General features: G+C 40.3%; 21 protein-coding genes. 13 read left to right on the top strand and 8 right to left on the bottom strand.

What is annotated here, in order from left to right:
- Window positions 1–30: 30 nt before the first annotated feature.
- Together C9J38_RS06860 and C9J38_RS06855 are read right to left on the bottom strand one after the other, a co-directional pair.
- On the bottom strand, window positions 31–1281 hold the full coding sequence (locus C9J38_RS06860; RefSeq protein ID WP_107206429.1) for a patatin family protein: 1251 nt from the start codon (window positions 1279–1281) through the stop codon (window positions 31–33).
- Between the two features lie 126 nt (window positions 1282–1407).
- Window positions 1408–1497 carry a YnhF family membrane protein gene (locus C9J38_RS06855; RefSeq protein ID WP_107206428.1) on the bottom strand — a complete coding sequence of 30 codons (90 nt, stop codon included), beginning with the start codon at window positions 1495–1497 and terminating at the stop codon, window positions 1408–1410.
- 658 nt (window positions 1498–2155) lie between these two features.
- On the opposite strand from C9J38_RS06855, the gene C9J38_RS06850 reads away from it, so the two are divergent.
- Window positions 2156–3127 carry a DUF2860 domain-containing protein gene (locus tag C9J38_RS06850; RefSeq protein ID WP_107206427.1) on the top strand — a complete coding sequence of 324 codons (972 nt, stop codon included), beginning with the start codon at window positions 2156–2158 and terminating at the stop codon, window positions 3125–3127.
- A gap of 149 nt (window positions 3128–3276) precedes the next feature.
- Window positions 3277–4944, top strand: coding sequence for a pyridoxal-dependent aspartate 1-decarboxylase PanP (panP, locus tag C9J38_RS06845; protein WP_107206426.1), 1668 nt, complete (start codon window positions 3277–3279; stop codon window positions 4942–4944).
- Window positions 4945–5516: 572 nt separating this feature from the next.
- Here panP and torR read toward each other — a convergent pair.
- On the bottom strand, window positions 5517–6230 hold the full coding sequence (torR, locus tag C9J38_RS06835; protein WP_107206424.1) for a two-component system response regulator TorR: 714 nt from the start codon (window positions 6228–6230) through the stop codon (window positions 5517–5519).
- Between the two features lie 201 nt (window positions 6231–6431).
- On the opposite strand from torR, the gene torC reads away from it, so the two are divergent.
- The 8 genes from torC to C9J38_RS06795 all read left to right on the top strand — a co-directional run bounded on the left by torC (window position 6432) and on the right by C9J38_RS06795 (window position 17329).
- Complete coding sequence (torC, locus tag C9J38_RS06830) at window positions 6432–7598, top strand: pentaheme c-type cytochrome TorC (protein ID WP_107206423.1); 1167 nt, start codon at window positions 6432–6434, stop codon at window positions 7596–7598.
- 92 nt (window positions 7599–7690) lie between these two features.
- The gene (gene torA / locus C9J38_RS06825) at window positions 7691–10219 is read left to right on the top strand and encodes a trimethylamine-N-oxide reductase TorA (protein ID WP_107206422.1); all 2529 of its coding nucleotides are present in this window, start codon (window positions 7691–7693) and stop codon (window positions 10217–10219) included.
- 131 nt (window positions 10220–10350) lie between these two features.
- Entirely contained in the window at window positions 10351–10998 is a 648-nt protein-coding gene (gene torD, locus C9J38_RS06820) for a molecular chaperone TorD (RefSeq protein ID WP_107206421.1), read from the top strand.
- A 442-nt stretch (window positions 10999–11440) separates the two neighbouring features.
- On the top strand, window positions 11441–12577 hold the full coding sequence (locus tag C9J38_RS06815; RefSeq protein WP_107206420.1) for a hydrogenase small subunit: 1137 nt from the start codon (window positions 11441–11443) through the stop codon (window positions 12575–12577).
- 3 nt (window positions 12578–12580) lie between these two features.
- Entirely contained in the window at window positions 12581–14284 is a 1704-nt protein-coding gene (locus C9J38_RS06810; protein ID WP_107206419.1) for a nickel-dependent hydrogenase large subunit, read from the top strand.
- 11 nt (window positions 14285–14295) lie between these two features.
- The gene (gene cybH, locus C9J38_RS06805; RefSeq protein ID WP_107206418.1) at window positions 14296–15039 is read left to right on the top strand and encodes a Ni/Fe-hydrogenase, b-type cytochrome subunit; all 744 of its coding nucleotides are present in this window, start codon (window positions 14296–14298) and stop codon (window positions 15037–15039) included.
- A gap of 5 nt (window positions 15040–15044) precedes the next feature.
- Window positions 15045–15590 carry a HyaD/HybD family hydrogenase maturation endopeptidase gene (locus C9J38_RS06800; RefSeq protein ID WP_107206417.1) on the top strand — a complete coding sequence of 182 codons (546 nt, stop codon included), beginning with the start codon at window positions 15045–15047 and terminating at the stop codon, window positions 15588–15590.
- The gene (locus C9J38_RS06795; RefSeq protein ID WP_107206416.1) at window positions 15587–17329 is read left to right on the top strand and encodes a hypothetical protein; all 1743 of its coding nucleotides are present in this window, start codon (window positions 15587–15589) and stop codon (window positions 17327–17329) included. The genes C9J38_RS06800 and C9J38_RS06795 overlap by 4 nt, the downstream gene beginning before the upstream one ends.
- 417 nt (window positions 17330–17746) lie before the next feature.
- Here the strand turns inward: C9J38_RS06795 and C9J38_RS06790 are convergent, their stop codons facing one another.
- The gene (locus C9J38_RS06790) at window positions 17747–18211 is read right to left on the bottom strand and encodes a GNAT family N-acetyltransferase (RefSeq protein WP_107206415.1); all 465 of its coding nucleotides are present in this window, start codon (window positions 18209–18211) and stop codon (window positions 17747–17749) included.
- A gap of 382 nt (window positions 18212–18593) precedes the next feature.
- Here C9J38_RS06790 and C9J38_RS06785 point away from each other — a divergent pair, with 382 nt between their 5' ends.
- The 3 genes from C9J38_RS06785 (at window position 18594) to C9J38_RS06775 (ending at window position 22338) form a co-directional block, all read left to right on the top strand.
- Window positions 18594–20276 carry a phosphoethanolamine transferase gene (locus C9J38_RS06785; RefSeq protein ID WP_107206414.1) on the top strand — a complete coding sequence of 561 codons (1683 nt, stop codon included), beginning with the start codon at window positions 18594–18596 and terminating at the stop codon, window positions 20274–20276.
- Window positions 20277–20380: 104 nt separating this feature from the next.
- Complete coding sequence (locus C9J38_RS06780) at window positions 20381–21073, top strand: response regulator transcription factor (RefSeq protein ID WP_107206413.1); 693 nt, start codon at window positions 20381–20383, stop codon at window positions 21071–21073.
- Complete coding sequence (locus tag C9J38_RS06775; protein ID WP_107206412.1) at window positions 21070–22338, top strand: HAMP domain-containing sensor histidine kinase; 1269 nt, start codon at window positions 21070–21072, stop codon at window positions 22336–22338. Before C9J38_RS06780 ends, C9J38_RS06775 begins: the two co-directional genes overlap by 4 nt.
- Window positions 22339–22416: 78 nt before the next feature.
- Here the strand turns inward: C9J38_RS06775 and C9J38_RS06770 are convergent, their stop codons facing one another.
- The 4 genes from C9J38_RS06770 to C9J38_RS06755 are packed head-to-tail and all read right to left on the bottom strand — an operon-like array spanning window position 22417 to window position 25149.
- The gene (locus C9J38_RS06770) at window positions 22417–22758 is read right to left on the bottom strand and encodes a hydrogenase maturation nickel metallochaperone HypA (RefSeq protein WP_107206411.1); all 342 of its coding nucleotides are present in this window, start codon (window positions 22756–22758) and stop codon (window positions 22417–22419) included.
- A complete protein-coding gene (gene hypE, locus C9J38_RS06765) occupies window positions 22758–23789 on the bottom strand; it encodes a hydrogenase expression/formation protein HypE (protein WP_107206410.1) in 1032 nt (343 codons plus the stop codon). Before hypE ends, C9J38_RS06770 begins: the two co-directional genes overlap by 1 nt.
- A gap of 2 nt (window positions 23790–23791) precedes the next feature.
- Complete coding sequence (gene hypD / locus C9J38_RS06760; protein ID WP_107206409.1) at window positions 23792–24910, bottom strand: hydrogenase formation protein HypD; 1119 nt, start codon at window positions 24908–24910, stop codon at window positions 23792–23794.
- Window positions 24907–25149 (bottom strand): HypC/HybG/HupF family hydrogenase formation chaperone, encoded by a 243-nt coding sequence (locus tag C9J38_RS06755; protein ID WP_005368247.1) that lies wholly within the window; start codon window positions 25147–25149, stop codon window positions 24907–24909. The genes hypD and C9J38_RS06755 overlap by 4 nt, the downstream gene beginning before the upstream one ends.
- Between the last annotated feature and the right edge of the window lies 1 nt (window position 25150).

Here is a 25150-nt window from a genome sequence, read left to right as displayed (position 1 = left end):
CAATAGCCGAGTAAGCAATTCTTACTCGGTTTACTCATTTCGCATGTACTGCATTAAACTGCTTTTTTCATTTAAAATATTTGAAAAACAATCTACAAACTTACGTCCAATTATCTTTCCTTCTCGATAATCCATTTCTAAATCATCTTTACTACTCAATAGGGCTCGGCTCTTCAATGACTTTTCAGGCGCTATTTGGATAACTTGTAACCCATCGGGTGGATTCACTAAAAAATCATTCATATCTTGGTGAGTTTTGTAATATTGAAGTAACATTTCAATTACGTCGGAATTATTACTCTGCCTCGCTAATTTTAATAAACGTTCAATATTCATATGTGATAGCCAACTTTTATTACCAAAAATAGGCAGCTTCAATGCCTCTTTACTTTTACTATCCAAATATGAAAGTTCTTTCTGTATATCATCTTTATCTTTAATATCGATAGTGTCGTTACGGTATTGTTCTCGCCACTGTTCAAAACGGTGACTTAATTCATGATGAACCGTTTTAATTTTATCTACCGATTCATTAAGGCTAAGCTTATTTATATAATAGGGTAAGTAAGTTTCAACACTTTCACGCCAGTCATCAAAGATCCCCTTATCGGCATGATTGTCATGATCAAGAGGCTCAGTTCGAATCACAATAACCAGATCAGCCCCTCGACGCCATGCTTCTTTAGCCGGTATCGCAGCGCTCACACCACCATCAACCCATTCCAGCTCATTCATATTAACAGGTAAATTGTATAAAACAGGAATAGCACAACTCGCACGCAAAACTTCATACCAATCATCTTGGTACATCGGCATATAGATATCTTCAAGGGTATCTTTACGTGTTGCGCAGGCGAATGCCTGTCGATGTTGTAGGGTTCTTTTCGCGGTATGAAAGTCGAGGGCTAATTCGCCAGTGGGAGAAACGACTTGCAGCGCCCAATCAAGGTTCATTGGCTGTTGTTTGCTTAAGTACTTATATAAGCTAAAAAATTTATCTGTTGTCGTATAGTTTTGAATAAACTGATAGCCGAAACGTGGCTGACGGCTAATAAATGAAGATAAATTGAGAGCACCTGCAGATGTGCCTATATACAAAGCAAAAGGATCAAACTCGTGTGCTAAGAAACTGTCTAAAACACCAGCCGAAAAAATACCTCGCTGTCCCCCACCCTGAACAACTAATGCTATTTTCTTATTATGTGCATCAAAAAGCCGTGATGAAAAATGTGATATCGATTCTTCATCAAAAGCACTCAAACTAAACGGCAGATAATTCATTTCTCCCCCAAAGGTTAGAAAACACTCTGACGTAATATACGTATTTAATTTAAGAGTTGGAATCGCTTATAAAAAACAAGTTAAAGAAATTAAAGCTCTATCTTATCTTTTTAACTTGCCATTGTATTACGCTAATAAGGCTACTGCTGCGTAACTAAAGATTGTCGTTAGCGTCATTGTTGCTGTAACTACAGCAAGTTTCAAATTACTATCCATACTTCGCCCCTTAAAATCTTTCAAATGTAACATTTTATTAACCACAGTATAGTTATGTTACAGCTTTGTTATCAATTAAATTGTACAGAATTTAAGATAATTATCACATTAATATCAATACTGTATATTGCATTAAATTTTCCACTGTCATCACGGACTATCGTTTGATGACATAGTAGAAGTGAGCACATTATTTTCTTGGGTTGGAACGCCATTGAAATCATTACATTTTGCTTTCAACAAATGTTAGCAGGGGCATCAAATGAAACTTGCGACAGCACTGCTTATTATGGTTTTAGTGCTAACAGCGGAATTTGCAAAGTGATTAACGCCGCCTATCGATATCAAACAGTCATTAGATAGCTATAATGAAAAAGCAGAAATTAGTTGCAGTAACATGCAAATAGCCCTTTAAAATATTGCTCTTATTTTCACACCTTCCTATAAAATAAGAGCAATTATCAACGTAGTGCGGTGGCATTTCATCCCAATTTCCATTGAATAAATAAATCTATTATCAAATAAACAACAAAATACTGTATTTCGATTTAATAACATCCATCGCTATTATAAAATTAATCTATATTTAAACTTTATTTTTATTCCTTACGTTAACCATTATCACAGTAATGAATAATTGAAGAAAAGGATGCTTAAAATGAAACCGATTTATATTGGTTTAGTTACCGTAGTTGCCAGTTTTAATACCGTTGCAAAACCGGTGGATTGGACACCAGGTATCAGTGGTGATATCTCGCTCTTGGCTGCATACACTAAAACAAATTCACAGTTTGATTCTGATAATGCCACCACCTCAAATTTGAATTCATCAGGTGATGATCAAGGTCACACACGTATCGCCCCACTTGGTACACTTTCATATACTTTCAGCAATGCTAAACAGCAATTATTTTTTGGTACTGATCGTTCTGATGTCGCTTTAGGGCGTTTCCATACTGAACTTGGCTTTCGCCAACAACTTCAAGGAAACGGCACTGTTTCGTTAAGTTACATTCCTGGATTATTAGAATTAAAAACATGGCAAAACCCCTATTTAACAGGGGAGCCACGTGTAAAAACAGGAAGTAATGTAAAAGCGGTACGTGCGCAGTGGGACAACATTGCTGGCTCTATGTACTCATTAGATACTGCATATGGTCGTTATGAAGTAGATCAAGAAAAAAGTGGAGAAGGCTTAGCTATCGATCAAAATCTACTAGATAGAAACGCAAAACTCTTTTTTGTAGAAGGAAGCCACCTACTTCCACTGAGTCGAACACAAATGCTTCGTACCGCATTAAACTACAGTGGTATTGATGCTGACGGTAAAGCAATGTCTGCCGATATTTTTGGGGGTTCAGCCACTTTTATTCAACTCTTCCAGCGTTCAAGCCTAGCTTTTACTTTAAGTTATAAGAAAGCTTTGTTTGATGCAGAAAACCCTATTTTTGATAAGAAACAAGAAGAAGACCGTTTAGGTGCCTTCCTAGCTTATGAATACAAACAACCATTTGGTTGGAAGAATTGGGGCGTTGTTTCATTAGTGGGCTACAACACCACACAATCAAATATCAACTTCTATGATGCAGATACTATGCTTGTTAGCTTAGGTATGAACTACACCTTCTAACAACAATAAATGCCATCCCTTCTTCATTGTAAGCGATGAAAATTATGGCTCTGTTATGATACAGAGCCATAAATTTTACGAGACATAACACTACTTTTCTATTAGATTAACAGCACTTTACCAAAGTTAAAGAAACGTTACTGAGTATTATGGCTGTTAATAATCGCACTGCCGATGCATCACAAGAATCTCTGCATCGAATTTTTACAGTACCGGAAGCCCCAGATTCAACACTGGGTATGATAGAAAAAGAGCTATCAGAAAACTTAAATGAATTTCTGCGTACTCACATTGCTGCAACAGAAAAACCACTACTCGAAATAGAGAAAGACTTCTCCGATCCAGCAATCCCTGAAATACCGAGCTTTGTCTCCGAGCATACCCAATTTCTATTAAATAAGCTGGTTTCGCAATCAGTCCACACCTCAGCGCCAAGCTTTATCGGTCACATGACTTCTGCCCTGCCTTACTTCATGATGCCGCTCTCTAAAATCATGATCGCGCTGAATCAAAATCTCGTAAAAATCGAAACCTCTAAAGCTTTCACTCCTCTTGAGCGACAAGTTTTAGGGATGCTTCATAAGCTCATCTTCAATGAAAATGAAAGCTTCTATCAGCAATGGATGCATAGTGCCGACCATTCCTTAGGTGCTTTTTGTTCTGGTGGTACGATTGCTAATATCACAGCCTTATGGGTAGCAAGAAATACAGTCCTAAAACCTGACGGGGATTTTAAAGGCATCGCCCAAGAAGGATTATTTCGTGCTATGAAGCACTACGGTTATGATGATTTAGCGATCTTAGTGTCTGAACGTGGTCACTACTCGTTAAAGAAATCAGCAGATGTATTAGGCATTGGTCGAGATAGCCTCATTTCAATTAAAACTGATGATGATAACCGTATCAACATCGACCACCTACAGTCGACGTTAGCTGATCTGAAACAGCGTAACATTAAACCCTTCGCCATTATTGGTATTGCAGGCACAACAGAAACAGGCAATGTTGATCCTTTAGATCAATTAGCAGATATTGCCACTGAGCACGATTGTCATTTCCATGTTGATGCAGCTTGGGGTGGCGCGACATTAATGTCTAATAAGTATCGTCATTTATTGAAAGGGATTGAACGCGCCGACTCTATTACAATCGACGCTCATAAGCAGTTGTATATTCCTATGGGTGCGGGCATGGTGATCTTTAAAAACCCAGAGCTCATGACGGCAATTGAACATCATGCTGAATATATTTTGCGTAAAGGATCGAAAGATTTAGGTAGTCACACCTTAGAGGGGTCACGAAGCGGTATGGCTATGTTGCTATACGCTAGCATGAATATAATTAGCCGCCCTGGTTATGAATTATTGATTAATAATAGTATTGAAAAAGCACGTTATTTTGCAGATTTAATTAAACAACAAATAGATTTTGAGTTAGTCACTGAACCTGAACTGTGCTTGCTGACTTACCGTTATGTTCCGGAAGCGACGCAAGAAGCATTGTTAATCGCTACAGATGAAGAGCGCGAAACATTACTGGAATTACTTAATGACTTAACCAAGTTCATCCAAAAACGTCAGCGTGAATCCGGTAAATCATTTGTATCTCGTACCCGCATTACACCGGAAAAATGGCAGCATAAGATAACAACTGTGTTCCGTGTCGTATTAGCAAACCCACTCACAACAGAGATCATCTTACAAAACGTGCTAAGCGAACAACGTCAATTAGCAAAAGAAAGTACCATTAGTCTGCCAAAAATAGAAAACTTAACCGCAGAAATAATGAGAAAAAAGACCGCAAATCGATATAAATAAGCTGTTTATCTATATTATTTTTTTTATTATTTAGTGTTAACGCCCAGTTTTACTGGGCTTTTTGCATTTTATAACCATTAACAATCAAAAAATTCTATGTCTATCTTATGAATAATCTGCAAATCAACTATGAACAGCACATTATTGTAGTATGAATAGCTTCAATAATCGGTCAAATATCTACTTTCATCTATCGCATAGTGTTTCTTATTTCTAAGATAAGTATTCATTGCTCTATTTTGAGCACTGTTCAATAAATTGCCTTATTCACATTCTGTCATTATTTTTTTGTGTTGTTAACGATATGATCTCAATGTTGTTCTTTATTCTCATTACTAATGTTAATGAAAAGTTTAAATAAATGTATGCATTTGAGAATGGTTAACAATTACAGTTTTTGGTTAAAAAACAAGCAAAAAGACACCTCTTCATTGATTGATTTATATCAAGAAATTAGCTCATTTTTTTCTAGAAAAAAGGCCATATCACCGAATGATATGGCCTTTTTATTTCAAAATGTTTCACTGCAATATGCAATTTTTGATATCAGTTATATCTAGTATTGAAGGAAATTAATCCCCTGCAAACATATATCCTTCACCGTGAACGGTAACAAAAATCTGTGGGTTCTTTGGATCTAGCTCCATTTTAGAGCGCATACGACGAATTAAAACATCAATAGTTCTATCGTTTGGCGCTTCTACTCGATGGCTTAACATATTTAAAATACGTTCACGACTCAACACTACATTTGGGTGTGAAGAGAAGGCGACTAATAACTCATATTCCGCTTTAGTTAGCTTCACTGGAAGACCATTATGAGTCAGCGCTCGTTTGTTAATATCGAACTGCCATTCGCCAAAACGAATGATGTTATCTTCTTGCATTTCGACCAACGTTTCGTCACGTGCTTTTTCCACTAAGGTTATGCGCCACAACAAGTTTTTTACTCGAACAAGGAGTTCGCGAAGCTCAAAAGGCTTAGTGACATAGTCATCTGCACCCATCTCTAAACCCACAATTCGATCGATACTATCAGTACGTCCTGTGACCAAAATAATACCCACTTCAGAGCGACTACGAAGCTCACGTGTAAGCATCAAACCATCTTCGCCAGGAAGGTTAATATCAAGCATGACGAGGTCGATTTTTTCAGTCGCCATGATCTCTCGCATCTGTGCGCCACTATCCGCTTGGCTAACCTTATATCCTTCATTCTCAAAATACCCGACCAGCTTAGTACGGGTAACAATTTCATCTTCCACAACAAGTACGTGATGAGTCATGTTTGTCTCTTTTAGTTTTTTAGGTGTTCTTACGAAACGTTAGCACAAACCGTAGTTATTCACAATTTGTCATAAACATGAGTTTGCTATTCATTCGTACCGTTAACCTTATTCACATCGTGGACATAAGATTACCCCATAAAATTTATAACGTCACCGTAGCTTACGGTGGGCATTCATTCTTAAATGGAATCATTCAACATGAAAAAACTTTGGCAGATGTTGACAAAACCAAGTAGCAAGTATTCGATTCTTGCTCTTGTATTTGTTGGTATTGTTATCACCCTTGTTGGTATCTTTGCTGCACATAAAGGTTTTGAGCACGCATCAACCAATGAATTCTGTATCGGTTGTCATACCATGCAGCAAAACTTCGATGAGTATAAAGAATCTGTTCACTTTAAAAACGCTTCTGGTGTTCGTGCTGATTGTGTTGACTGTCACCAACCTAAAGATTTAGTTGGTATGGTTCAAACTAAGCTGATGGCATCAAAAGACGTATATAACCAATTTATTACTAAAAAGATTGATACGCCTGAAAAGTTTGAAGAGCACCGTTTAGAATTAGCTCAAATGGTATGGGATCGAATGAAAAAGCAAAATTCGAGTACCTGTAAGAGCTGTCACAATTACTCTGCAATGGATCACGCTAAACAATCACCTGAAGCTGCTGCTGCAATGACAGACGCTGCTGCAAAAGACATGAACTGTATCGAGTGTCACAAAGGTATTGCACACGAACTACCAAACATGGCTGGCGGCTTCCAGAAAGACTTCCAAGGCCTACAAGCAGAAGCAGCTGCACAAGGTGCAACCGCTGACAAGCTTTACTCTCTTGGTGAGAAAGATATGTTCGCCACTGACGATGCTAACGCTAAATCAGAAGGTAAATTACTACCAGCGTCTGAAGTAACGGTACTTGAACGTAAAGGCGACATGCTAAAAGTTGAAGTAAACGGCTGGCTAGAGAAAGCGGGTAAAGGTCGCGTTATGACAGAATACATGGGTAAGCGCGTATTTAAAGCGACTATCCGTGGTGACATTAAAGCTAACGAGAAAATTATTAAGGAAGAAACTGATCCAGCAACTGACATCGTATGGCAGAACGTAACAGTACAAGCATGGATTACTAAAGCTGACATGATCGATAGCATCCAGCCTATCTGGAACTATGCAGAAGAAATGTACGGCTCTACTTGTAACGCTTGTCACGCGGCGCCAGCACCAGGCCATTTTACTGCAAATGGCTGGATCGCAAGTCTGAAAGCCATGAGCTCTTACTACCGTCTGTCTAAGACAGAAGAACGTACGCTACTGAAATATCTTCAGAACCACGGTAGCGATACAGGCGGTGCAGGTGCGCACTAATCCTGCAGCCTAATAACAAATAAATGATAGGCGGGTGATATCACTATCCCCGCCCCATCGATAAAAATTAAAGTTTAAGGATTCTCCAACATATGGCGACTCAAACTCATAAAACTGGCATCTCACGCCGCCGCTTCCTATCTGGCCTTGCAATGGCAAGTGCTGCATCGGTTGTAGGTCCTAGCCTTCTTGCTCCTCGTAAAGCAATGGCTGCAGAAGAAGCAAAAGCAGCGTTTTCTGGCGAAGTGTTATCTGGCTCTCACTGGGGTGCATTCCGCGCTAAAGTTGTTGACGGTGTTTGGACTGAAACAACGCCATTTGAAAAAGACAAGAACCCAACAGATATGATCCAGGCGGTACGTGAAGTGGTTTATAACCCTGCACGTGTTAAATACCCAATGGTACGTATTGATTGGCTAAAGCAAGGCTACAAGTCAGATACAACACAGCGTGGTAATAACCGCTTTGTACGTGTGCCATGGTCTCAAGCGTTAGACTTCTTCTACCATGAGATGGAGCGTGTTCAGAACAACTTCGGTCCAAGTGCACTGTACTCTGGTCACACAGGCTGGCAATCAGTGGGTAAACTGCATAACGCAGGTACCATGATGAAGCGTGGTGTTGGCCTTCACGGTACCAGCCTAGGTAAGATGGGTGACTACTCAACAGGTGCTGCTCAGGTAATTCTTCCTTACGTTGCTGGCGCAATGGAAGTTTACGAGCAACAAACATCATGGCCACTAGTACTTGAGCACACTGACACTATCGTTATTTGGGCATCTGACCCAATTAAAAACCTGCAAGTGGGTTGGTTAGTACCAGACCACAGCCCATACCAGTACTATGATCAACTTGCAGAGAAAGTGAAGAATAAAGAAATCAAAGTGATCTACGTCGATCCTGTGGTTTCTAGCACTCAAAAAGTGGTTGGTGGTGAGCAGATCCGTGTTAACCCACAGACTGATGTTCCATTAATGCTTGCTATTGCACATACGCTATACACTGAAAACTTATACAACAAAGACTTCATTGCTGATTACACAACTGGCCTTGATAAGTTCATGCCTTACGTTCTTGGTAAGACTGACGGTGTTGTTAAGAACCCTGAGTGGGCTGAAAAGATCTGTGGTATCAAAGCTGATGATATCCGTGCTCTTGCGCGCACAATGGCAAGTGGCCGTACGCAAATCATCGGTGGCTGGTGTCTACAACGTATGCAGCACGGCGAACAGTACGCGTGGATGCTCGTTGTACTTGCAGCAATGCTAGGTCAAATCGGTTTACCTGGTGGTGGTTTCGGTTTCGGCTGGCACTACAATGATGCAGGTTCAATCACCTCTAATGGTCCACTAATGTCAGGCTTTAGTGGTGTTACAGGTGTTGCTCCAATTCATAACGGTTCATTTAACGGTTACTCTACTTTCATTCCAGTTGCTCGCTTTGTTGATTGTATCGACAACCCAGGCAAGACCATTAACTACAATGGTCAGAAGATTAAGTACCCTATTATGAAGATGGCGATCTTCAGTGGTAACAACCCATTTGGTCACCACCAAGATCGTAATAAGATGATCAAGGCTTGGACTAAGTTAGAAACTGTTGTATCGATTGAGCACCAGTGGACAGCAACTTGTCGTTTTGCAGATATCGTATTACCTGCAACAACAACTTACGAGCGTAACGATATCGAACAGTACGGTAACCACTCTAACGCAGGTATTATTGCCCTTCGTAAGATTGTTGAGCCAATGTACGAATCGAAAGATGACTTTGAGATTTTCCGTGAGCTATGTTCTCGCTTTAACCGCGAAGAAGCATTCACTGGCGGTAAGACGCAAATGGAAATCATTGAAGAGATCTACAACGGTGCGCGTCTGCAAGGCCGTGGTCTAGGCGTTCGTATGCCTAACTTCAAGAAGTTCTGGGAAGGTGAAGGTTTCATCGAGTTCCCTGCGGGTAAAGAGTGGGTTCGCCACGAATCATTCCGTAAAGAACCTGACCTTGAGCCACTAGGTACGTCTTCAGGTATGATCGAAATCTACTGTAAGACTATCGCAGATATGGGTTACAAAGACTGTCAAGGTCACCCAATGTGGTTTGAAAAGACTGAACGTAGCCACGGTGGTCCTCGCTCTGATCGCTTCCCGATCAACATGCAGAGTACGCACCCGAAAGATCGTCTACACTCACAGCTATGTTCGTCAACGGATTTCCGTGCGACTTACGCTGTTGCTGAGCGTGAGCCTATCTTCATGAACACTGAAGATGCTGCTGCTCGTGGTATCAAATCTGGCGATATCGTACGTGTATACAACGACCGTGGTCAGGTATTAGCAGGTGCTGTTGTAACAGATGATTACCTACCAGGTGTTTGTCGTCTACAAGAAGGCGCATGGTACAGCCCATTAGAGGGCGGTAAAGTAGGTACTATCTGTACTTACGGTGATCCAAACGTATTAACAGAAGACATCGGTACTTCTAGCCTAGCGCAAGCAACATCTGCAGCTGCTGCCCTAGTTCAGATCGAGAAGTACACAGGTGTTGTTCCTGCAGTAACAGGCTTTAACGGTCCTATCTATGAAGAAGGTATCGACCCACTGTTCCCTGCTATGGATAAGTAATTTTACTTAGCTAGTTGATTAAAATAAGGCGATGAACGAAAATTCATCGCCTTTATTTCACCTTTTTAAAATAGATTCCAATATAATGTCTTAAGTTATATTTGAATGTGTTTTATCTGTCTGGAGTGACAATGCAAGAATTTATTGCTTTCAACGAACAACGTGCAGAGATCTACTGGTGGATGTCATCACTTTTCGCTCGCGAACTCACTGATGCAGATCTACATGAATACCACGGTGGTGAAATGTACACATTCCTTTCAGGCTTAGGCATGACCGAGGAATTAAAAGCCCCTGTTGAAGCTTTTCGCGAAGTAATTAATCAATCAAACACACGTCCTGATGAACAACTTGAGCTAGCGGCAGATTTCTGTGGTTTATTCTTAAGTACACCAAAAACAGGCGCGCTACCTTACGCATCTATGTATGTAGGTACTTCTGGTTTACTTAACGATAAGCCAGCACAAGATATGAATGTACTAATGAATGATTACGCGATTGCACAGCGTAAAGAATTCAATGAGCCTGCCGATCACCTTGCGGTTGAATTGGATTTCATGGGTAACCTTATCATCATGGCAAACCAGCAAGAAACTGAAGAAAAGCGTGAAGAGCTAATGCAAGCACAGCTTTCTTTTATTAACACTATGCTGCTTAACTGGTTACCACTGTTTGTGAAAGAGTGTCAAAACCGAGATCAATTTGGCTTCTATGCTGCAGCGGCTAATTTATTATTGGCATTCTGTAAACTTGATGCGGCTTTCCTTGCCGGTGAATAATCAAGCAACATGTTAATAATTAAACCTCAGTATCGACTGAGGTTTTTTCTATCTGCATTTAAAATACACAAAAAAAACTAAATACTTCTAATTTTCTATTTTTTCCTCTCTCGGTTAAATATTATTTATTTTTTATCCGAAAATTAAGTTGCATATTCAAGCATATTATTCGCATTTGAAATCAATACCGCTTATTACGTTGATATTTTTAATCTTTAAATTTCAAAATCTTAAGCTCACCATTGACACCGCGAATTAATGAAAAGAATTCTCATTAAGAATATCAATGAGTTATTTATGCATCCCGCCATTTTTGATTTTTTATATTGTCATACAAAAATCAAAAATCTGATATAGATCAATCATCTCTCATCATTACAAGCATAAGATCTATACGCTATTCCCTTAGCGTATAAGTATTCATAATAAACAAGGTTGATAGATGGACTCGCATGCAGCCCTTTTCGAACTAGGCAAGAAGCGTCTTGCAGAGTTACGAGCAATGAAACCTCTTCGTGAGGAATCATTCAAAGATAAATTAGAACAAAATGGCATTACCCGTCGTGACTTCATGATTTGGAGTGCCACTATTACATCCCTACTGGCTTTACCTTTACCGTTTAGCACCATGGTTGCAGAAGCTGCAGAGCTTTCCGATCGCGTGCCTCTTATCTGGTTAAGTCTTGCAGAATGTACTGGCTGTTCTGAATCACTAACACGTACAACCACGCCAGATATTAGTACCCTTTTATTTGAACATGTTTCTCTTGAATACCAAGAAGTATTAATGGCAGCGGCTGGTCAACAAGCTGAAGAAAACCTCGAAAACGCAATGAAAGCGTACAAAGGCAAATACCTATTAGCAGCAGAAGGCGCAGTTCCTACTGCTAATAACGGTATTTATCTTACGCTTGGCAGCAAAGCTGAAACCGGTATGTCACTGATAAAGCGTGTGGCTAACGATGCAGCAGCCGTTATTTGTGTAGGTACTTGTTCTTCTTTCGGTGGTGTACAGGCAGCTCGTCCTAACCCAACGGGTGCGAAAAGCGTAGGTGCCGTGATTGATCGTCCAGTGATTAACGTTGCAGGTTGCCCACCAAACCCAGCCAACATCACGGGTACATTGATGTACTACATTATGTTTGGTCGTCTTCCTGCTCTTGATATGTTTAACCGTCCTAAGTGGGCATATGGCGCACGTGTGCATGATAACTGTGAGCGTCGTGGTCACTTTGATGCGGGTGAATTTGTCACTGAATTTGGTGATGACAACGCAAAGCAAGGGTACTGCTTATTTAAAATGGGTTGTAAAGGTCCATACACGTACAACAACTGCCCTACTGAACGTTTCAACGCGCACACAAGTTGGCCTGTTCTTGCCGGTCATGGCTGTATTGGATGTTCTGAACCAGATTTTTGGGATGAAATGGCGTATTTCGAAAAACCATTAAGCCGTCAACCTTTACATGGTTTAGATGCCACTGCCGATACCATTGGCGCTGTGACATTAGGCGTTACTGCTATAGGTATTGGTGCTCACGCAGTGAGTAGTATTTTTGCAAAGAAAGTCGAGGAATAATTCATGAGCAAGCGTGTCGTAATCGATCCCATTACTCGTATCGAAGGCCACTTACGCATCGAAGTTGAACTTGATGCTAACAATGTTATTGAAAAAGCTTATGCCTCTTCTACCCTGTTCCGTGGTTTAGAGATCATCATGAAAGGCCGTACACCTTATGATGTAGGCCTATTAATGCAGCGTATTTGTGGTGTATGTACATCATCACACTACCTATGTGGCACATTAGCGGTTGAAAATGCCATTAATGCCCAAGTTCCTATTAACGCGAAATACATTCGTAGCTTGATTTTAACGTCACTTGAAATGCACGACCACATTGTTCATTTCTACCTGCTACACGGCCTTGACTGGGTGGATGTGGTTTCTGCATTAAGTGCCGATCCTGCAAAAGCGGCACAAGAAGCAATGAAGTGGTCAAAAATACCAATGGCCGCGGGTGAAGGTGAACTACGCGCAGTACAAGAAAAAGTACAAGGCTTAGTAAACACAGGTAAGTTAGGCCCATTTGCTAACGCATACTGGGGCAACAAAACATATGCATTTACACCAGAGCAAAACCTAATTGGTTTATCTCACTACCTTAAAGCACTTGAAGTTCAACGTATTGGCGCTGAAATGATGGCAATTTGGGGTGGCAAAAACCCGCACCCACAATCTATTGTTGTTGGTGGTGTAACTTGTGTTCGTGACATGTTAGATCCTGCTCGCCTACAAGAGTTTAAACAAAAGTTTGTTCATGTCGCTGAATTTATTGAACGTGCCTACCAAGCGGACATTTTGATGGCGGCAGCGGCATTTGGCAAAGAGCCAAGTGTATTAGGCGGCTGTAACGTTAGCACTTTCATGTGTAGTGAATCTATTCAACTAAACGAAGAAGATCAGCTATTTACTGGCGGTGTTATTCGTAATAAAGATCTAACCAAAGCAGAAAATGTTGACCTTAGCCTGATTGCTGAAGACGTGACCCACTCATGGTACAACGCTGATAAACCACAGCACCCATTTGATGGTACAACGATTCCTGAGCACACTCCGTTTATTGAACGTGACACCTTAGAAGGTAAACGTCCAACGATTAACGAAGCCGGTAAATATTCTTGGGTTAAATCGCCACGCTATAACGGCGAGCCTGTTGAAGTAGGCCCACTAGCGACTATTGCTGTGAACTACGCAAAAGGTAATCCATACGTTGTACCAGTTGTTAACGAGTTCTTAAAAACAACAGGATTACCTGCTGGTGCGCTATTTACAACATTGGGTCGTACAGCAGCACGTATGCTTCATACCTTGATCATTGCACGTAATGGTTTAACTACCTTTGAATCTATGGTCGCCAACCTAAATTCAGATCAAACTACGTACATTGAACCAACCATTGATCCTAAAAAAGAATACAAAGGTGTAGGTGTGATTGAAGCGCCTCGTGGTTTATTAAGTCACTGGTTACGTATTAAAGACGGTTTAGTTGAAAACTATCAAGCGGTTGTTCCTACCACATGGAACGCAAGCCCAATTGATGGCAACGGCAAAATTGCACCTTATGAAGCTTCTTTAGTCGGCTTAAAGTTAGAAGATCCAACTAAGCCTCTTGAAGTTCTTCGTGTGATCCACTCATTTGACCCATGCATGGCGTGTTCAGTACACGTGATGGATTACAAAGGCCAATCTTTGAGTGAATTCCGTATTCCAGCACAAGCAGTGTAAGGAAGGAATTTATGTCAACAGATACAGTGTTGTACAAACGATCCTATGTTTTCTCTTTTATTATACGTCTATGTCACTGGCTCCGTGCTTTTGCCATATTTGGTTTGGTGATCACAGGCTTTTATATTGCTTGGCCATTTTTGGTTGCGCCAGATAACACCAACGTATTAGAGCAAGGCTGGGTACGTTTTGTCCATGAAGTACTGGGGTTTGTCCTTATCGCTGTCACGTTAATTCGTGCTTATTTGTTCTTCTTTAGCCGCAGTAATGTCGAAAGACGTTCAGTAAAAGATGCTGTAAGTCCGAATAGCTGGGTAAAACAAATCAAAGCCTATTTTTGGGTTGGACAACCACCCCATCATGGTGCTTATGGCCCGTTACAGTTAGTGGTTTATGCGGGTATTTCTATCGCCGCTATTTTCATGTGTGTAACAGGTTTAACCTTGTATGCCAACGTGTATCACCTCGGTATGGGAGGCCTATTCTGGCAGCCAGCTGAGTGGGTAACCTATGCGATGGGCGGATTAGCTAACGTTCGTGAATGGCACCACATTGTAACTTGGGCGTTCATCGTGTTTGTCTTAATTCACGTTTACATGGTGATTTGGACAGGTATTCGATTCCGCAATGGCTCCGCTGACGCCATTATGTCGGGTTTTGATTACCACCCAGTGCACATTAAAGATAAGAACAAGGGTAACGACCCTGTTCAGCATCAAACTCACCAAACAAACACTGACCATAAAGGCCACTAGCACTAATGAAGATATTGCTACTTGGTATTGGCAATGTCTTGTACGCCGACGAAGGAGTCGGCGTACATTTCGTCAATTACCTCACCGAAAACTACCGCTTTTCACACCCAGAACATCAGATTGATCTCGTGGATGGCGGTACCCTTGCGCATAGTTTGATCCCAACCTTAACCCAATACGATCACCTTATTGTGATTGATACTGTTAATGCTGCTGGTGTAGATGCAGGCGAAGTCTACTTTTTCGATTTTGATAAAGCACCACCTGAGATCGACTGGCAAGGCAGTGCCCATGAAGTAGAAATGCTGCAAACATTGATCATGATGGAATTGGTCGGCGATCGCCCTAAAACATTCGTATTAGGTGTTACCCCTACTGTACTCGAGCCGATGCATTTAGGACTAACACCTAAAATTTATGCTGCTATTCCTACCATGGAATCAGCCATTCTGAATCATTTAACGGATCTGGGCATTAGCTGCGAACGTGTGAACAATATTGAGATTAATAGCTTGATCCCAACCGCTTATAAACGAGGAGTAGAGGCATGAAATTAATTCAATTTTCTTTTAAATGCTCACGCCAAGTGCCGTTTTATGCGCAATTATGTAATGACTATTTAGCCAATGAGCCTTATGAAATTACCGTTGGTTTTGTTAAAAATCGTTATCTAATTGAAGCGGTCGGTGAACAAGCACAACTTGAAGCATTAGCTGAAAAAATTGCCAATGATTTCCTGCTTTCCATTTGGTTAGTTGAATCTAAAGTGGAAGAAATCATCCATCGTGAAGGCAGTGTTGTTCCTCTGGTTAATACTCAACACCACTTACCTTTTTGCCAACATTGCGAACCATTGTTAGGCGATAACCAATCGCCACAATTTGGTGAGCTAGCATTACCTTGTGCATGTTGTCATGGTGAGCAGCGATTACATCAAGCAATTAGCATCAACCAAGTAAAAGTTTGGGCTAATGATATTCTTACCAATGGCAATGTGTTATTTACCTTAACCACAGAGCAAGGTAAACATCAGGTATTCCAACTCAGTACAACACCGGTTTTAACTTCATCGCAGGAACGCCCACAAATTCTGATCTGTAATCCTAATAATGTACCTTCGCATTTCTTTACTCCATCAGAACACGTACTCGCGTTATCAAGCCTTGAGAAACCGCGCGTGACTGTACAACCCAGAACACAGCATCGACAGTTACAAGCCCCCTTGTATGATTTGTGTTTTAGCTATAATCGCGTACTCACAGTACTTACTGAAATTTTACGTCAACAAGGCGTTGATTTCGTATTTATTGATACCAACCATTGGCAACCCTTAATTACATGGATTGAAAAAGGTTGGAGCCAAGTCGATAGCGATCCTGAACTTGATCTTCCTGTGTCAATCAAAGCACTTGAACCTTTACACGATCAAGCCTGTATCAATGGCTTAAATGCCTATTGGCATAAACGTCGTATTCATTTCGATTATAAGCCGAATCATCCAAACGATGTCCCCTCTCATGCGCTGCCTATTTGTGCGCTGCATGGCGGTAATATTGAATCAGGAAATGGACGAAATACCGCGGTTATTTATTTTGGTCGATACGCCGCAGGTGAAATAGTTTGCCAAGATAAATTTACCCGTACAGATAGCTTTTTAGTTTTACCTAGCTTGCCACAAACAGGTCATGAAATTATTCGCCTAATGGCAGCTGGAGAACAAGCAGCGATTCTTGCCAAATTTAAAGAATCACTCCCTTATAGCTATCAAGCCCTAAGCCAAATTAACCTTGCTGATAGTCATAATCAGCTATCAGGTTTATTTGCTGTTGCTGCCACCATTCTTGGCTTATCAACATCGAGTACTAATAGTATTCAATACTTAAACGATGCACTGATCGCTAAAGCATTACAAAATAGTGGTCAAAAAGGTCATCGTGTTGATTATTCATTAGATATGGTGAATGGCAAACGCACGATTGAATGGGCAAAAACACTGGGCAGCCTAATGAGTTTTTGCTTAGTTGTTGATGATTCAGAGCTTGATAAACTTGCTTTTGGTATCATGGATTCACTGGCTGACTATATTGCTAACTGGCTAGAGCGTATAGATGAAACCACGGGGTTAAATGCTGTTGTTTTAGCTGGCAGTGATTTTGCCAATGAAGTGTTGACTGAACGCCTATCACTCCGTGTGGGTAAAAACTTTGCAATTACTGTTAACCGTCAATTAGAACTCGATGGTAGCAACCTAAGTGCTGGCGCGTTATACCTAAAAATGCGTCGACGTTAATTCAATTAAAGCTCTATTTAGCTTTCGATAAATAGAGCTTTAATGGTCAATTCACATAACAACGTTCTCATTAATACATGAGTTATTAATTCGTGCTTATTCTTGCTATATGAGAACATAACATTGCAAATAATTATCATTAACGTTTGATAGCCAATTTTTTGACGCCCTGTAAAGAAAAATGAATATATGCAATAGATATAACATAATATGTTAGGCATATAGGCACTAAGATCTCAATCTGAATATCGTGTTATTCAAATTATCTTCAGAATGTTCTAGATTAACTTCATACCTAGCCGGTAATTAGGCCCCTTGCCTAAAAATAATCTGAATTCATTGATTATTAAGCCTCATTCTCAAATGAGGCTTTTTTTATTCCCTTTCAAACTACACGGTTGTCTTTCATAAAAAATCTTATTCTGCTGCAAACGTGTAACACATAAACAAGCTGTGGGGATCCGGTAAATAATCAGCAAACGGTTCACAATATTCAAAACCAAACTTTTCATATAAACGACAGGCTGACTCAAAAAAATTATGTGAACCTGTCTCTAAGCTAATGGTCTTAAACCCCCTGTTATTGGCTTCAATTAAAACATGTTCTAAGAGCCTTGCTCCCACTCCTTGGTTTCGCGCATCAATCTTCGTCCGCATTGATTTCAGCTCAGCACTTTCAGCATTTAGACGTTTAATTGCAACACAACCAAGCAACATATCTTGCTTCCAACAGGTATAAAACGTCACATCCTCAGCCTGAAGTGCATCTAAATCTAACGCATGAACACTATCAGCAGGCGATGTTGCATACATATCTTCTAAATGCTCCATCAACAACTGAATGACTTGTGGGTGTGTTAAGTCACCAATTTTAATATCCATTTAAAATTCCTTTTACCATAATCTGAGCTGCTAACTACATACCTTGAAAACACGAGTTATAACATGATCGTACTAGGTAAACATTGACTTACCTATTATTTATAAAATGGCACCATAACGAAGTGTAAAATCCTTCCTCAATTTCTCACTCGATTTCTTTTCTAAGAATGTAAGCACTCTCTAGATTTGTAACTATTCTCAATAAAGTATGTATCAAAACTGAAACAATCGGCATTCTAAATAAATTGCACTAGAGATAAAACGCTTCAACATTTTTTTCACCTTTCAGCGTTTATAACTTACGGTGAATAACGACGTGGAGAAAGAAGGAAATCATTCCGCTATTTACATCGGTTTGGTTTGTAACCCTTCGAAATAAACAATGAATATGATTAAGCAAAAACTTTTTGGTGGCATGTCTTATGCCACCTTTACTTTCCTACTCGCGCTGTATTTTACAGCCATAGTTAACTTACCTGTATATAAAGCACTGATCGGAATATTTAGTCAGCTTGAAACCGTTAAACTTGGTTTTGTAATCACGATCCCGCTTTTCTTTCTTGCCTGCTTAAACTTTCTTTTTTCATTATTTAGCTGGCCAAAGATAAGCAAGCCGTTCTTTATTATCTTGCTGATTTTATCAAGTATGGTGAGTTATGCTGGGTTCAATTATGGCGTCATGTTTGACTACGGCATGATTGCCAACATCATAGAAACAGACAGCAGTGAAGCCAGCTCTTATCTCAGCTTATACTCTGCGATGTGGACACTTCTAATGGGTGTCATACCCGCACTGCTCATCTATAAACTGCCAATCAAGCCAATAACAAGCCCTATTACATTTATTACAGCCAAGCTTGTATCAATGCTAATTTCATTAGTGGTAGTTGGATTAATTGCAGCCGTTTATTATCAGGATTATGCTTCGGTTGGACGTAATAATAGCTATCTGAAAAAAGTGATTATTCCCACTCAGTTTGTCTACAGCACTATTAAATACGTAAAACACACCTATTTCACCACTCCACAACCTTATAAGCACATAGGTTTGGATGCTAAACAAAGTGACGCAGCCTTAGCGCAGGCAAAAACAAAACCCACACTGATGATCATGGTAGTTGGTGAAACAGCTCGTGCGCAGAATTACGAACTAAATGGCTATCACCGTAACACCAACCGTTATACTCGTGAGCTTAATATGATCTCGTTTCAAGACGTAACAGCATGTGGTACAGCAACAGCAGTCTCGGTGCCTTGCATGTTTGCCAATTTGAACCGAGACAACTTCGAACGCTCGCAAGCGGATAACCAAGATAACCTCCTTGATATTCTGCAACGCGCTAACGTTTCTCAGCTATGGAAAGAAAACGATGGAGGTGATAAATCTGTCGCGAAGAATATTACTAAGATCGAGATAGATCGTTCCCGTAAAGATGAGATGTGTAATGGCTCAACTTGTTACGACATGGCGCTACTTGAAAATATCGAACAAGATATCGAAGATCTAAGTGGTAATCGCATGATCACGCTTCATTTAATTGGTAGTCATGGCCCCACGTACTATCAACGTTACCCATCAAATAAAGCGATATTCCAGCCTGATTGCCCACGAGCTGATATTGAAAACTGCAGCCAAGAGCAAATCATCAACAGCTACGATAATACGATTTTATATACTGACTATGTGATCAGCCAAATGATCGAGAAACTACAACAACTGAATGAGCAATATAATACTGCGCTGGTTTATATCTCAGATCATGGCGAGTCTCTCGGTGAAAACGGCACTTATTTGCACGGTATTCCTTATCGGTTTGCCCCCGAATACCAAACCAAAGTACCGTTAATAGTATGGATGTCGCCAAGTTTTCAACAAACGAAAAATATTGACTATACCTGTTTAAAACAAGCAGCTAGCAAAACGGGCACCTACTCTCACGATAATATCTTTCATTCCATGCTGGGCGTGATGGATGTCAGTACCGAAGAGTATCAAGCAGAATTAGATATTTTCAGTCAATGCCGTGATAAATTTGCAACTGAAGTTGCGAAATATAACAATTAACTATCATCAATCTAACGAATAAAAGAAAAGAGAATAACTAACCTAACAACCTATTCTCTTTTCTCGTTACTTAGCGTGCTGATCAACCATCGAACTTAAATATAATGAAATTATTACTCATTGAAGATCACCAAGATATAGCCAATATCATCTTCGACTTTTTTGAAATTAAAAGTTATACGCTTGATTACGCTAACAATGGCATCCAAGGATACAAACTGGCAAAGCAACATCATTATGATTTGATCATACTTGATGTCATGCTGCCACGTATGGACGGCTACATGGTATGTCAACAATTACGTAAAGATGGCATCGATACTCCTATACTCATGCTTACAGCCCGAGATACTCGTGAAGATACATTAGAAGGTTTTGCAACGGGTGCTGATGATTACTTAATTAAGCCTTTTGATTTAGAGATCCTTGAAGCAAGGATTACCGCTTTAACCCGTCGCCGTAAAGGAAACACAGCGGCACAAATACTGCAATTTGGTGATTTGTTCCTTGATCTCAAAACTCACATTGCCACCCGTGAAAACAGACAGATACCACTTAACCCTACTCTATTTACTATTTTGAAATTAATGCTGTTACGAGCACCAGATACCCTCACAAAACAAGAATTAATTAATACCTTATGGGGCGATGATGAACCTGAAAACAATGTACTACGTAGCCACATCTATCAATTAAGAACTCAAATAGACAAAGGCTTTAATCATAGCTATATCAAAACTATCCCTAAAGTGGGCTACCAGCTCATCAAACAGATTAAAGAAGATAAGCAACAATGAAAAAACTACGCTCTGCACGCGAAATAACGTTTTTCTATTTTGCTGTTGTCGCTATAGCCATGATCACCATCCACTTCGCTTTAGTTGAGTCAACAGTGGATGAGCTCGAATTATTAAATGCACAAAATGCCCTAGAACACAAAACTGAAGATATTATAAATAAGCTACAAAACTCACCTTCAGAATTACAGTACATAACTCGCACCAGCCAAAGTTATGTGGGTTTAGCCAATGTTCCTAAACACTTTGATATTGATAAAGATCTCCCCTATAACGAGGCGATCGAAGTATACCAACCTAATGGATACTCAACAGACTATTTTGTAATGAAAAGTTTAATGACCAATAGTAACGGTCATCATGCTGATCTCTACACTTTTTACTTTGATGAAATCTATGAGCTTAGTGAAGATCAGATCTTTAAAGAGAATATCGAGCAAGCCGTAATTTCAGTCATACTTTTAATTATCACCTTGACGATTATGCTGCTAATTTCACGCCGCCTAAACCATCCTTTATCGGTTCTCACCCATCAGTTGCAACGTCGTTCAGCCAATGATTTAAGCCCAATAGTCATCCCCAAAGGTGTTAAAACACAAGAGTTAACCATGCTTGTTGATAGTTTAAACCAATACCAAGATCGTATTAAGCAATCCATCGAACGGGAGAGAGCATTTAATCGATATGCAAGTCATGAACTTCGCACACCACTCATGGTGATAAAGGGGTCAACCTCTTTATTAGCGCATTCTTTGGCCCCTGAGTTTATTGAAAAGCAACGGGATCGTTTATCTAGAGCCTGTGATGAAATGAATGACTTCGTTACAACGTTACTTTCTCTTACTCGTGAGGAAAATCTAGATGAGCTACAAAGCCGTGAGTTAACCAAAGACGAATTAGAAGAAATAGTACAAAGTCACTTACATTTGTTAAAGAATAAGCCCGTCGAATACCGTATTGAATTAAGCCACTCTATTGACATTAAAATTCCTAAAACCAGTTTAAAAATCCTAGTAGGAAATTTACTCAAAAACGCATTTTCTTGCACCGAGAAAGGTTCAGTCGTGATTAGTGTTACCCCATTACGTATATCGATTATTGATACTGGAATCGGATTAGAGAAAAAGCCAAGAGGTGTGGAAGGATATGGCTTAGGATTACTCATATCCCGTGATATATGCCATAAATACGGTTATGAATTCGAGCTTCTGAACAACCCATACGGTGGTTGTACCGCTCAAATAAGCATTCAGCCTACTCAGTAGTTTCACAGTATCAACAATAAAAAAGGCAGCCACTGTATTCGACAGCGCTGCCTTTATCTTATTCATAGGATTGTTGCTTTATTCCAACTCAAGTTGCATCAGTAACAAATCTTCGCCATCAATAACCTGTGTGCGATTACTCTGGCAATGGCTGCAAATAATACTGCGCTCGTTATGCGTGGTTTCTTGCCCACACTCGAAACACGATAATACTAAGGGTTGGATCTGCATTTCAAATATTGCGTCATGACAAACCCCTTCTAACTTAAAGGTTTGAAAGGCTGTTTCTAATAACGCTGGTTCAACACCGCTTAAAATACCGACTTTTATAGCAACACGAGTCACTTTGGTCGCGTCATTATCTTCGGCATGTTGTTCGCATTGTTCAATTAAAGCGCCAACAATGGAATATTCATGCATTAACAAATCCTCGGAAGTAACTCACCTTGTGGTAAATCAAGGTAACGACGGCTACCCCATCCGCTAGTTAGGATTACACGACCTGCATAATCATCACTGACTTCACCAATAATGGCAGCATCACCACACGCAGCAAATGCGCTTAATACTTCTAATGCTTTTTCTGCTTGTTCTTGTGGTAGTGCGATAATAAATGTTCCTTCGTTTGCAAGATCAAACGGTTCAAAACCGTATAACTCACAAAGCCCACGTACTTCTTCACTAACAGGCACATCATCTTCAACCACATTGATACCAATGTCAGACGCTTGAGCCCATTCGTTAAGTACTGCAGATAAACCACCACGTGTAGCATCACGCATTGCATGAATATCAAGATCTGCGGCAATTAACGCCTCAACCGCTGGCCATAAGGTATTACAATCACTAATAAGTTCAGATTCTAGCGTTAGCCCTTCACGTGCCATTAAAATAGCGGCGCCATGACGACCAATATCACGAGAAACAATGATTGCATCACCTTGTTTTAGATTACGTACCGAAATGCCCGATTTAGTAATAGTGCCAACACCGGTGGTATTGATGAACAAACCATCCGCACACCCTTTAGGCACAACTTTAGTATCGCCGCACACGATTTTAGCGCCAGAAATACTGAGCTCATTTGCCATGCTATCAACAATGGTCTTTAGATTAGCAACATCAAAGCCTTCTTCGATGATCACACTGCAACTCAAATACTGAGGTTTTGCGCCCATCATCGCAAGGTCGTTCACCGTACCTGCAATGGCTAATTTACCGATATTGCCACCAGCAAAAAACAATGGCGAAACCGTAAAGGAATCGGTAGTAAAAGCCGTGTTACCTTCCAGTGTTAAAACCGCAGCATCTTCTTCATTACGAAGGATATCGTTATCAAACGCTTTAAAGAATAAGCCTTTGATCAGCTTATTCATTTCCTGACCACCGCCACCATGACTTAATTGAATCGACTTGGTTGTAGATAAGGTTGTTAAATCAATATCAGTCATTATTAAACGCCTCGGTAACGGAAATAAGCATTACATGCACCTTCAGAGCTCACCATACAGCTACCTAATGGTGTTTGCGGTGTACAACCACGTCCAAAGACTTTGCAATCTTGAGGTTTCGCTAAGCCGCGAAGAATATCACCACATTGACATGCTTTATGATCATCAATCGGTGTCATGGGTAAGCAATCCGCAAAACGTATTTCAGCATCACGGTGTTGATAAGCAGCATTTAATTTCAACGCAGAATTAGCAATAGGTCCTAAACCACGCCAGCGAAAACTATCGCGCACATCAAAACAACGTTTTACGGCTTGTTGAGCAACCGTATTACCCTCTTCTGTTACTGCACGCGTATATTGCACGTCGAGTTCAGGTTCACCCGCGATTTTTTGTTTAGTGATACGTAGAATAGATTCCATCACATCAACAGGTTCAAAACCTGCAACGACTACGGGAGTATTGTATTTCTCAACCAACGGACGATAAATCTTCGCCCCTTCAATCACACTCACATGTGACGGGCCAATAAACGCATTCACTTTTACCGCTGGATCAGCCATTACCGCATCAACAGCAGGCGGCACTAAAACATGGTTAATGTGAAAGTAGAGATTATTGATTTGGCGTTGCTCTGCAAGCTCAACTAAAACGGCGGTCATAGGCGTTGAGGTTTCAAAACCAATGGCAAAGAAAACCACCTCTTTATCCGGGTTTTCTGTCGCAATGGTTAAGCAATCAAGCGGATCGTAAATAGGTCGAATATCACAACCCTTAGCACGATATTGCGCCAAACTACCTTTTGAACCCGGAACGCGGATCATATCGCCAAGGGTAACTAAAATAACATTGGGTTGGCATGCCAGTGCAGCGGCATGATCAATACGTTCTTTGGGCATAACGCAAACAGGACAACCAGGGCCATGAATAAAATCAATATTCTCAGGTAGTAACTGCTTTAAACCATACTTCATGATGGTATGTGTATGGCCGCCACACACTTCCATCACTTTTAAAAGCTCAGGTAATTGTGGCGCTATGGCTTTTATCTGCTCGGCTAAACTCAGTACAGTATCAGCATCACGAAAGCCTTGATATAACTGTTTTAAGTCAAAACTCATAATGCTAATGGCCCTGCTTCAGCCAACAGTAAACGGTACATTTCTAAACTTTCTTGGGCATCTTTATCATCAATTTTGCTCATCACAAAACCAATATGGATTAATACATAATCCCCTAACGCCAAGGGCTCAGTTAATAAATGACAGCTTACTGTTCGCTTAACTCCCATGGTATCAACCGTGACACTATTTTCTTCAGGATGTAACTCAACCACCTGTGAAGGAATAGATAAACACATG

The sequence above is a fragment of the Photobacterium sp. GB-210 genome, assembly GCF_003026075.1.
In the GTDB taxonomy this organism is placed as follows: domain Bacteria; phylum Pseudomonadota; class Gammaproteobacteria; order Enterobacterales; family Vibrionaceae; genus Photobacterium.
This window is presented reverse-complemented; position numbering and strand designations above follow the sequence as displayed.

Coding starts and splice junctions, on each gene's coding strand:
- C9J38_RS06860 (WP_107206429.1), bottom strand. CDS start 1,281: ATGAATTATCTGCCGTTTAGTTTGAGTGCTTTTGATGAAGAATCGATA.
- C9J38_RS06855 (WP_107206428.1), bottom strand. CDS start 1,497: ATGGATAGTAATTTGAAACTTGCTGTAGTTACAGCAACAATGACGCTA.
- C9J38_RS06850 (WP_107206427.1), top strand. CDS start 2,156: ATGAAACCGATTTATATTGGTTTAGTTACCGTAGTTGCCAGTTTTAAT.
- panP (WP_107206426.1), top strand. CDS start 3,277: ATGGCTGTTAATAATCGCACTGCCGATGCATCACAAGAATCTCTGCAT.
- torR (WP_107206424.1), bottom strand. CDS start 6,230: ATGACTCATCACGTACTTGTTGTGGAAGATGAAATTGTTACCCGTACT.
- torC (WP_107206423.1), top strand. CDS start 6,432: ATGAAAAAACTTTGGCAGATGTTGACAAAACCAAGTAGCAAGTATTCG.
- torA (WP_107206422.1), top strand. CDS start 7,691: ATGGCGACTCAAACTCATAAAACTGGCATCTCACGCCGCCGCTTCCTA.
- torD (WP_107206421.1), top strand. CDS start 10,351: ATGCAAGAATTTATTGCTTTCAACGAACAACGTGCAGAGATCTACTGG.
- C9J38_RS06815 (WP_107206420.1), top strand. CDS start 11,441: ATGGACTCGCATGCAGCCCTTTTCGAACTAGGCAAGAAGCGTCTTGCA.
- C9J38_RS06810 (WP_107206419.1), top strand. CDS start 12,581: ATGAGCAAGCGTGTCGTAATCGATCCCATTACTCGTATCGAAGGCCAC.
- cybH (WP_107206418.1), top strand. CDS start 14,296: ATGTCAACAGATACAGTGTTGTACAAACGATCCTATGTTTTCTCTTTT.
- C9J38_RS06800 (WP_107206417.1), top strand. CDS start 15,045: ATGAAGATATTGCTACTTGGTATTGGCAATGTCTTGTACGCCGACGAA.
- C9J38_RS06795 (WP_107206416.1), top strand. CDS start 15,587: ATGAAATTAATTCAATTTTCTTTTAAATGCTCACGCCAAGTGCCGTTT.
- C9J38_RS06790 (WP_107206415.1), bottom strand. CDS start 18,211: ATGGATATTAAAATTGGTGACTTAACACACCCACAAGTCATTCAGTTG.
- C9J38_RS06785 (WP_107206414.1), top strand. CDS start 18,594: ATGAATATGATTAAGCAAAAACTTTTTGGTGGCATGTCTTATGCCACC.
- C9J38_RS06780 (WP_107206413.1), top strand. CDS start 20,381: ATGAAATTATTACTCATTGAAGATCACCAAGATATAGCCAATATCATC.
- C9J38_RS06775 (WP_107206412.1), top strand. CDS start 21,070: ATGAAAAAACTACGCTCTGCACGCGAAATAACGTTTTTCTATTTTGCT.
- C9J38_RS06770 (WP_107206411.1), bottom strand. CDS start 22,758: ATGCATGAATATTCCATTGTTGGCGCTTTAATTGAACAATGCGAACAA.
- hypE (WP_107206410.1), bottom strand. CDS start 23,789: ATGACTGATATTGATTTAACAACCTTATCTACAACCAAGTCGATTCAA.
- hypD (WP_107206409.1), bottom strand. CDS start 24,910: ATGAGTTTTGACTTAAAACAGTTATATCAAGGCTTTCGTGATGCTGAT.
- C9J38_RS06755 (WP_005368247.1), bottom strand. CDS start 25,149: ATGTGTTTATCTATTCCTTCACAGGTGGTTGAGTTACATCCTGAAGAA.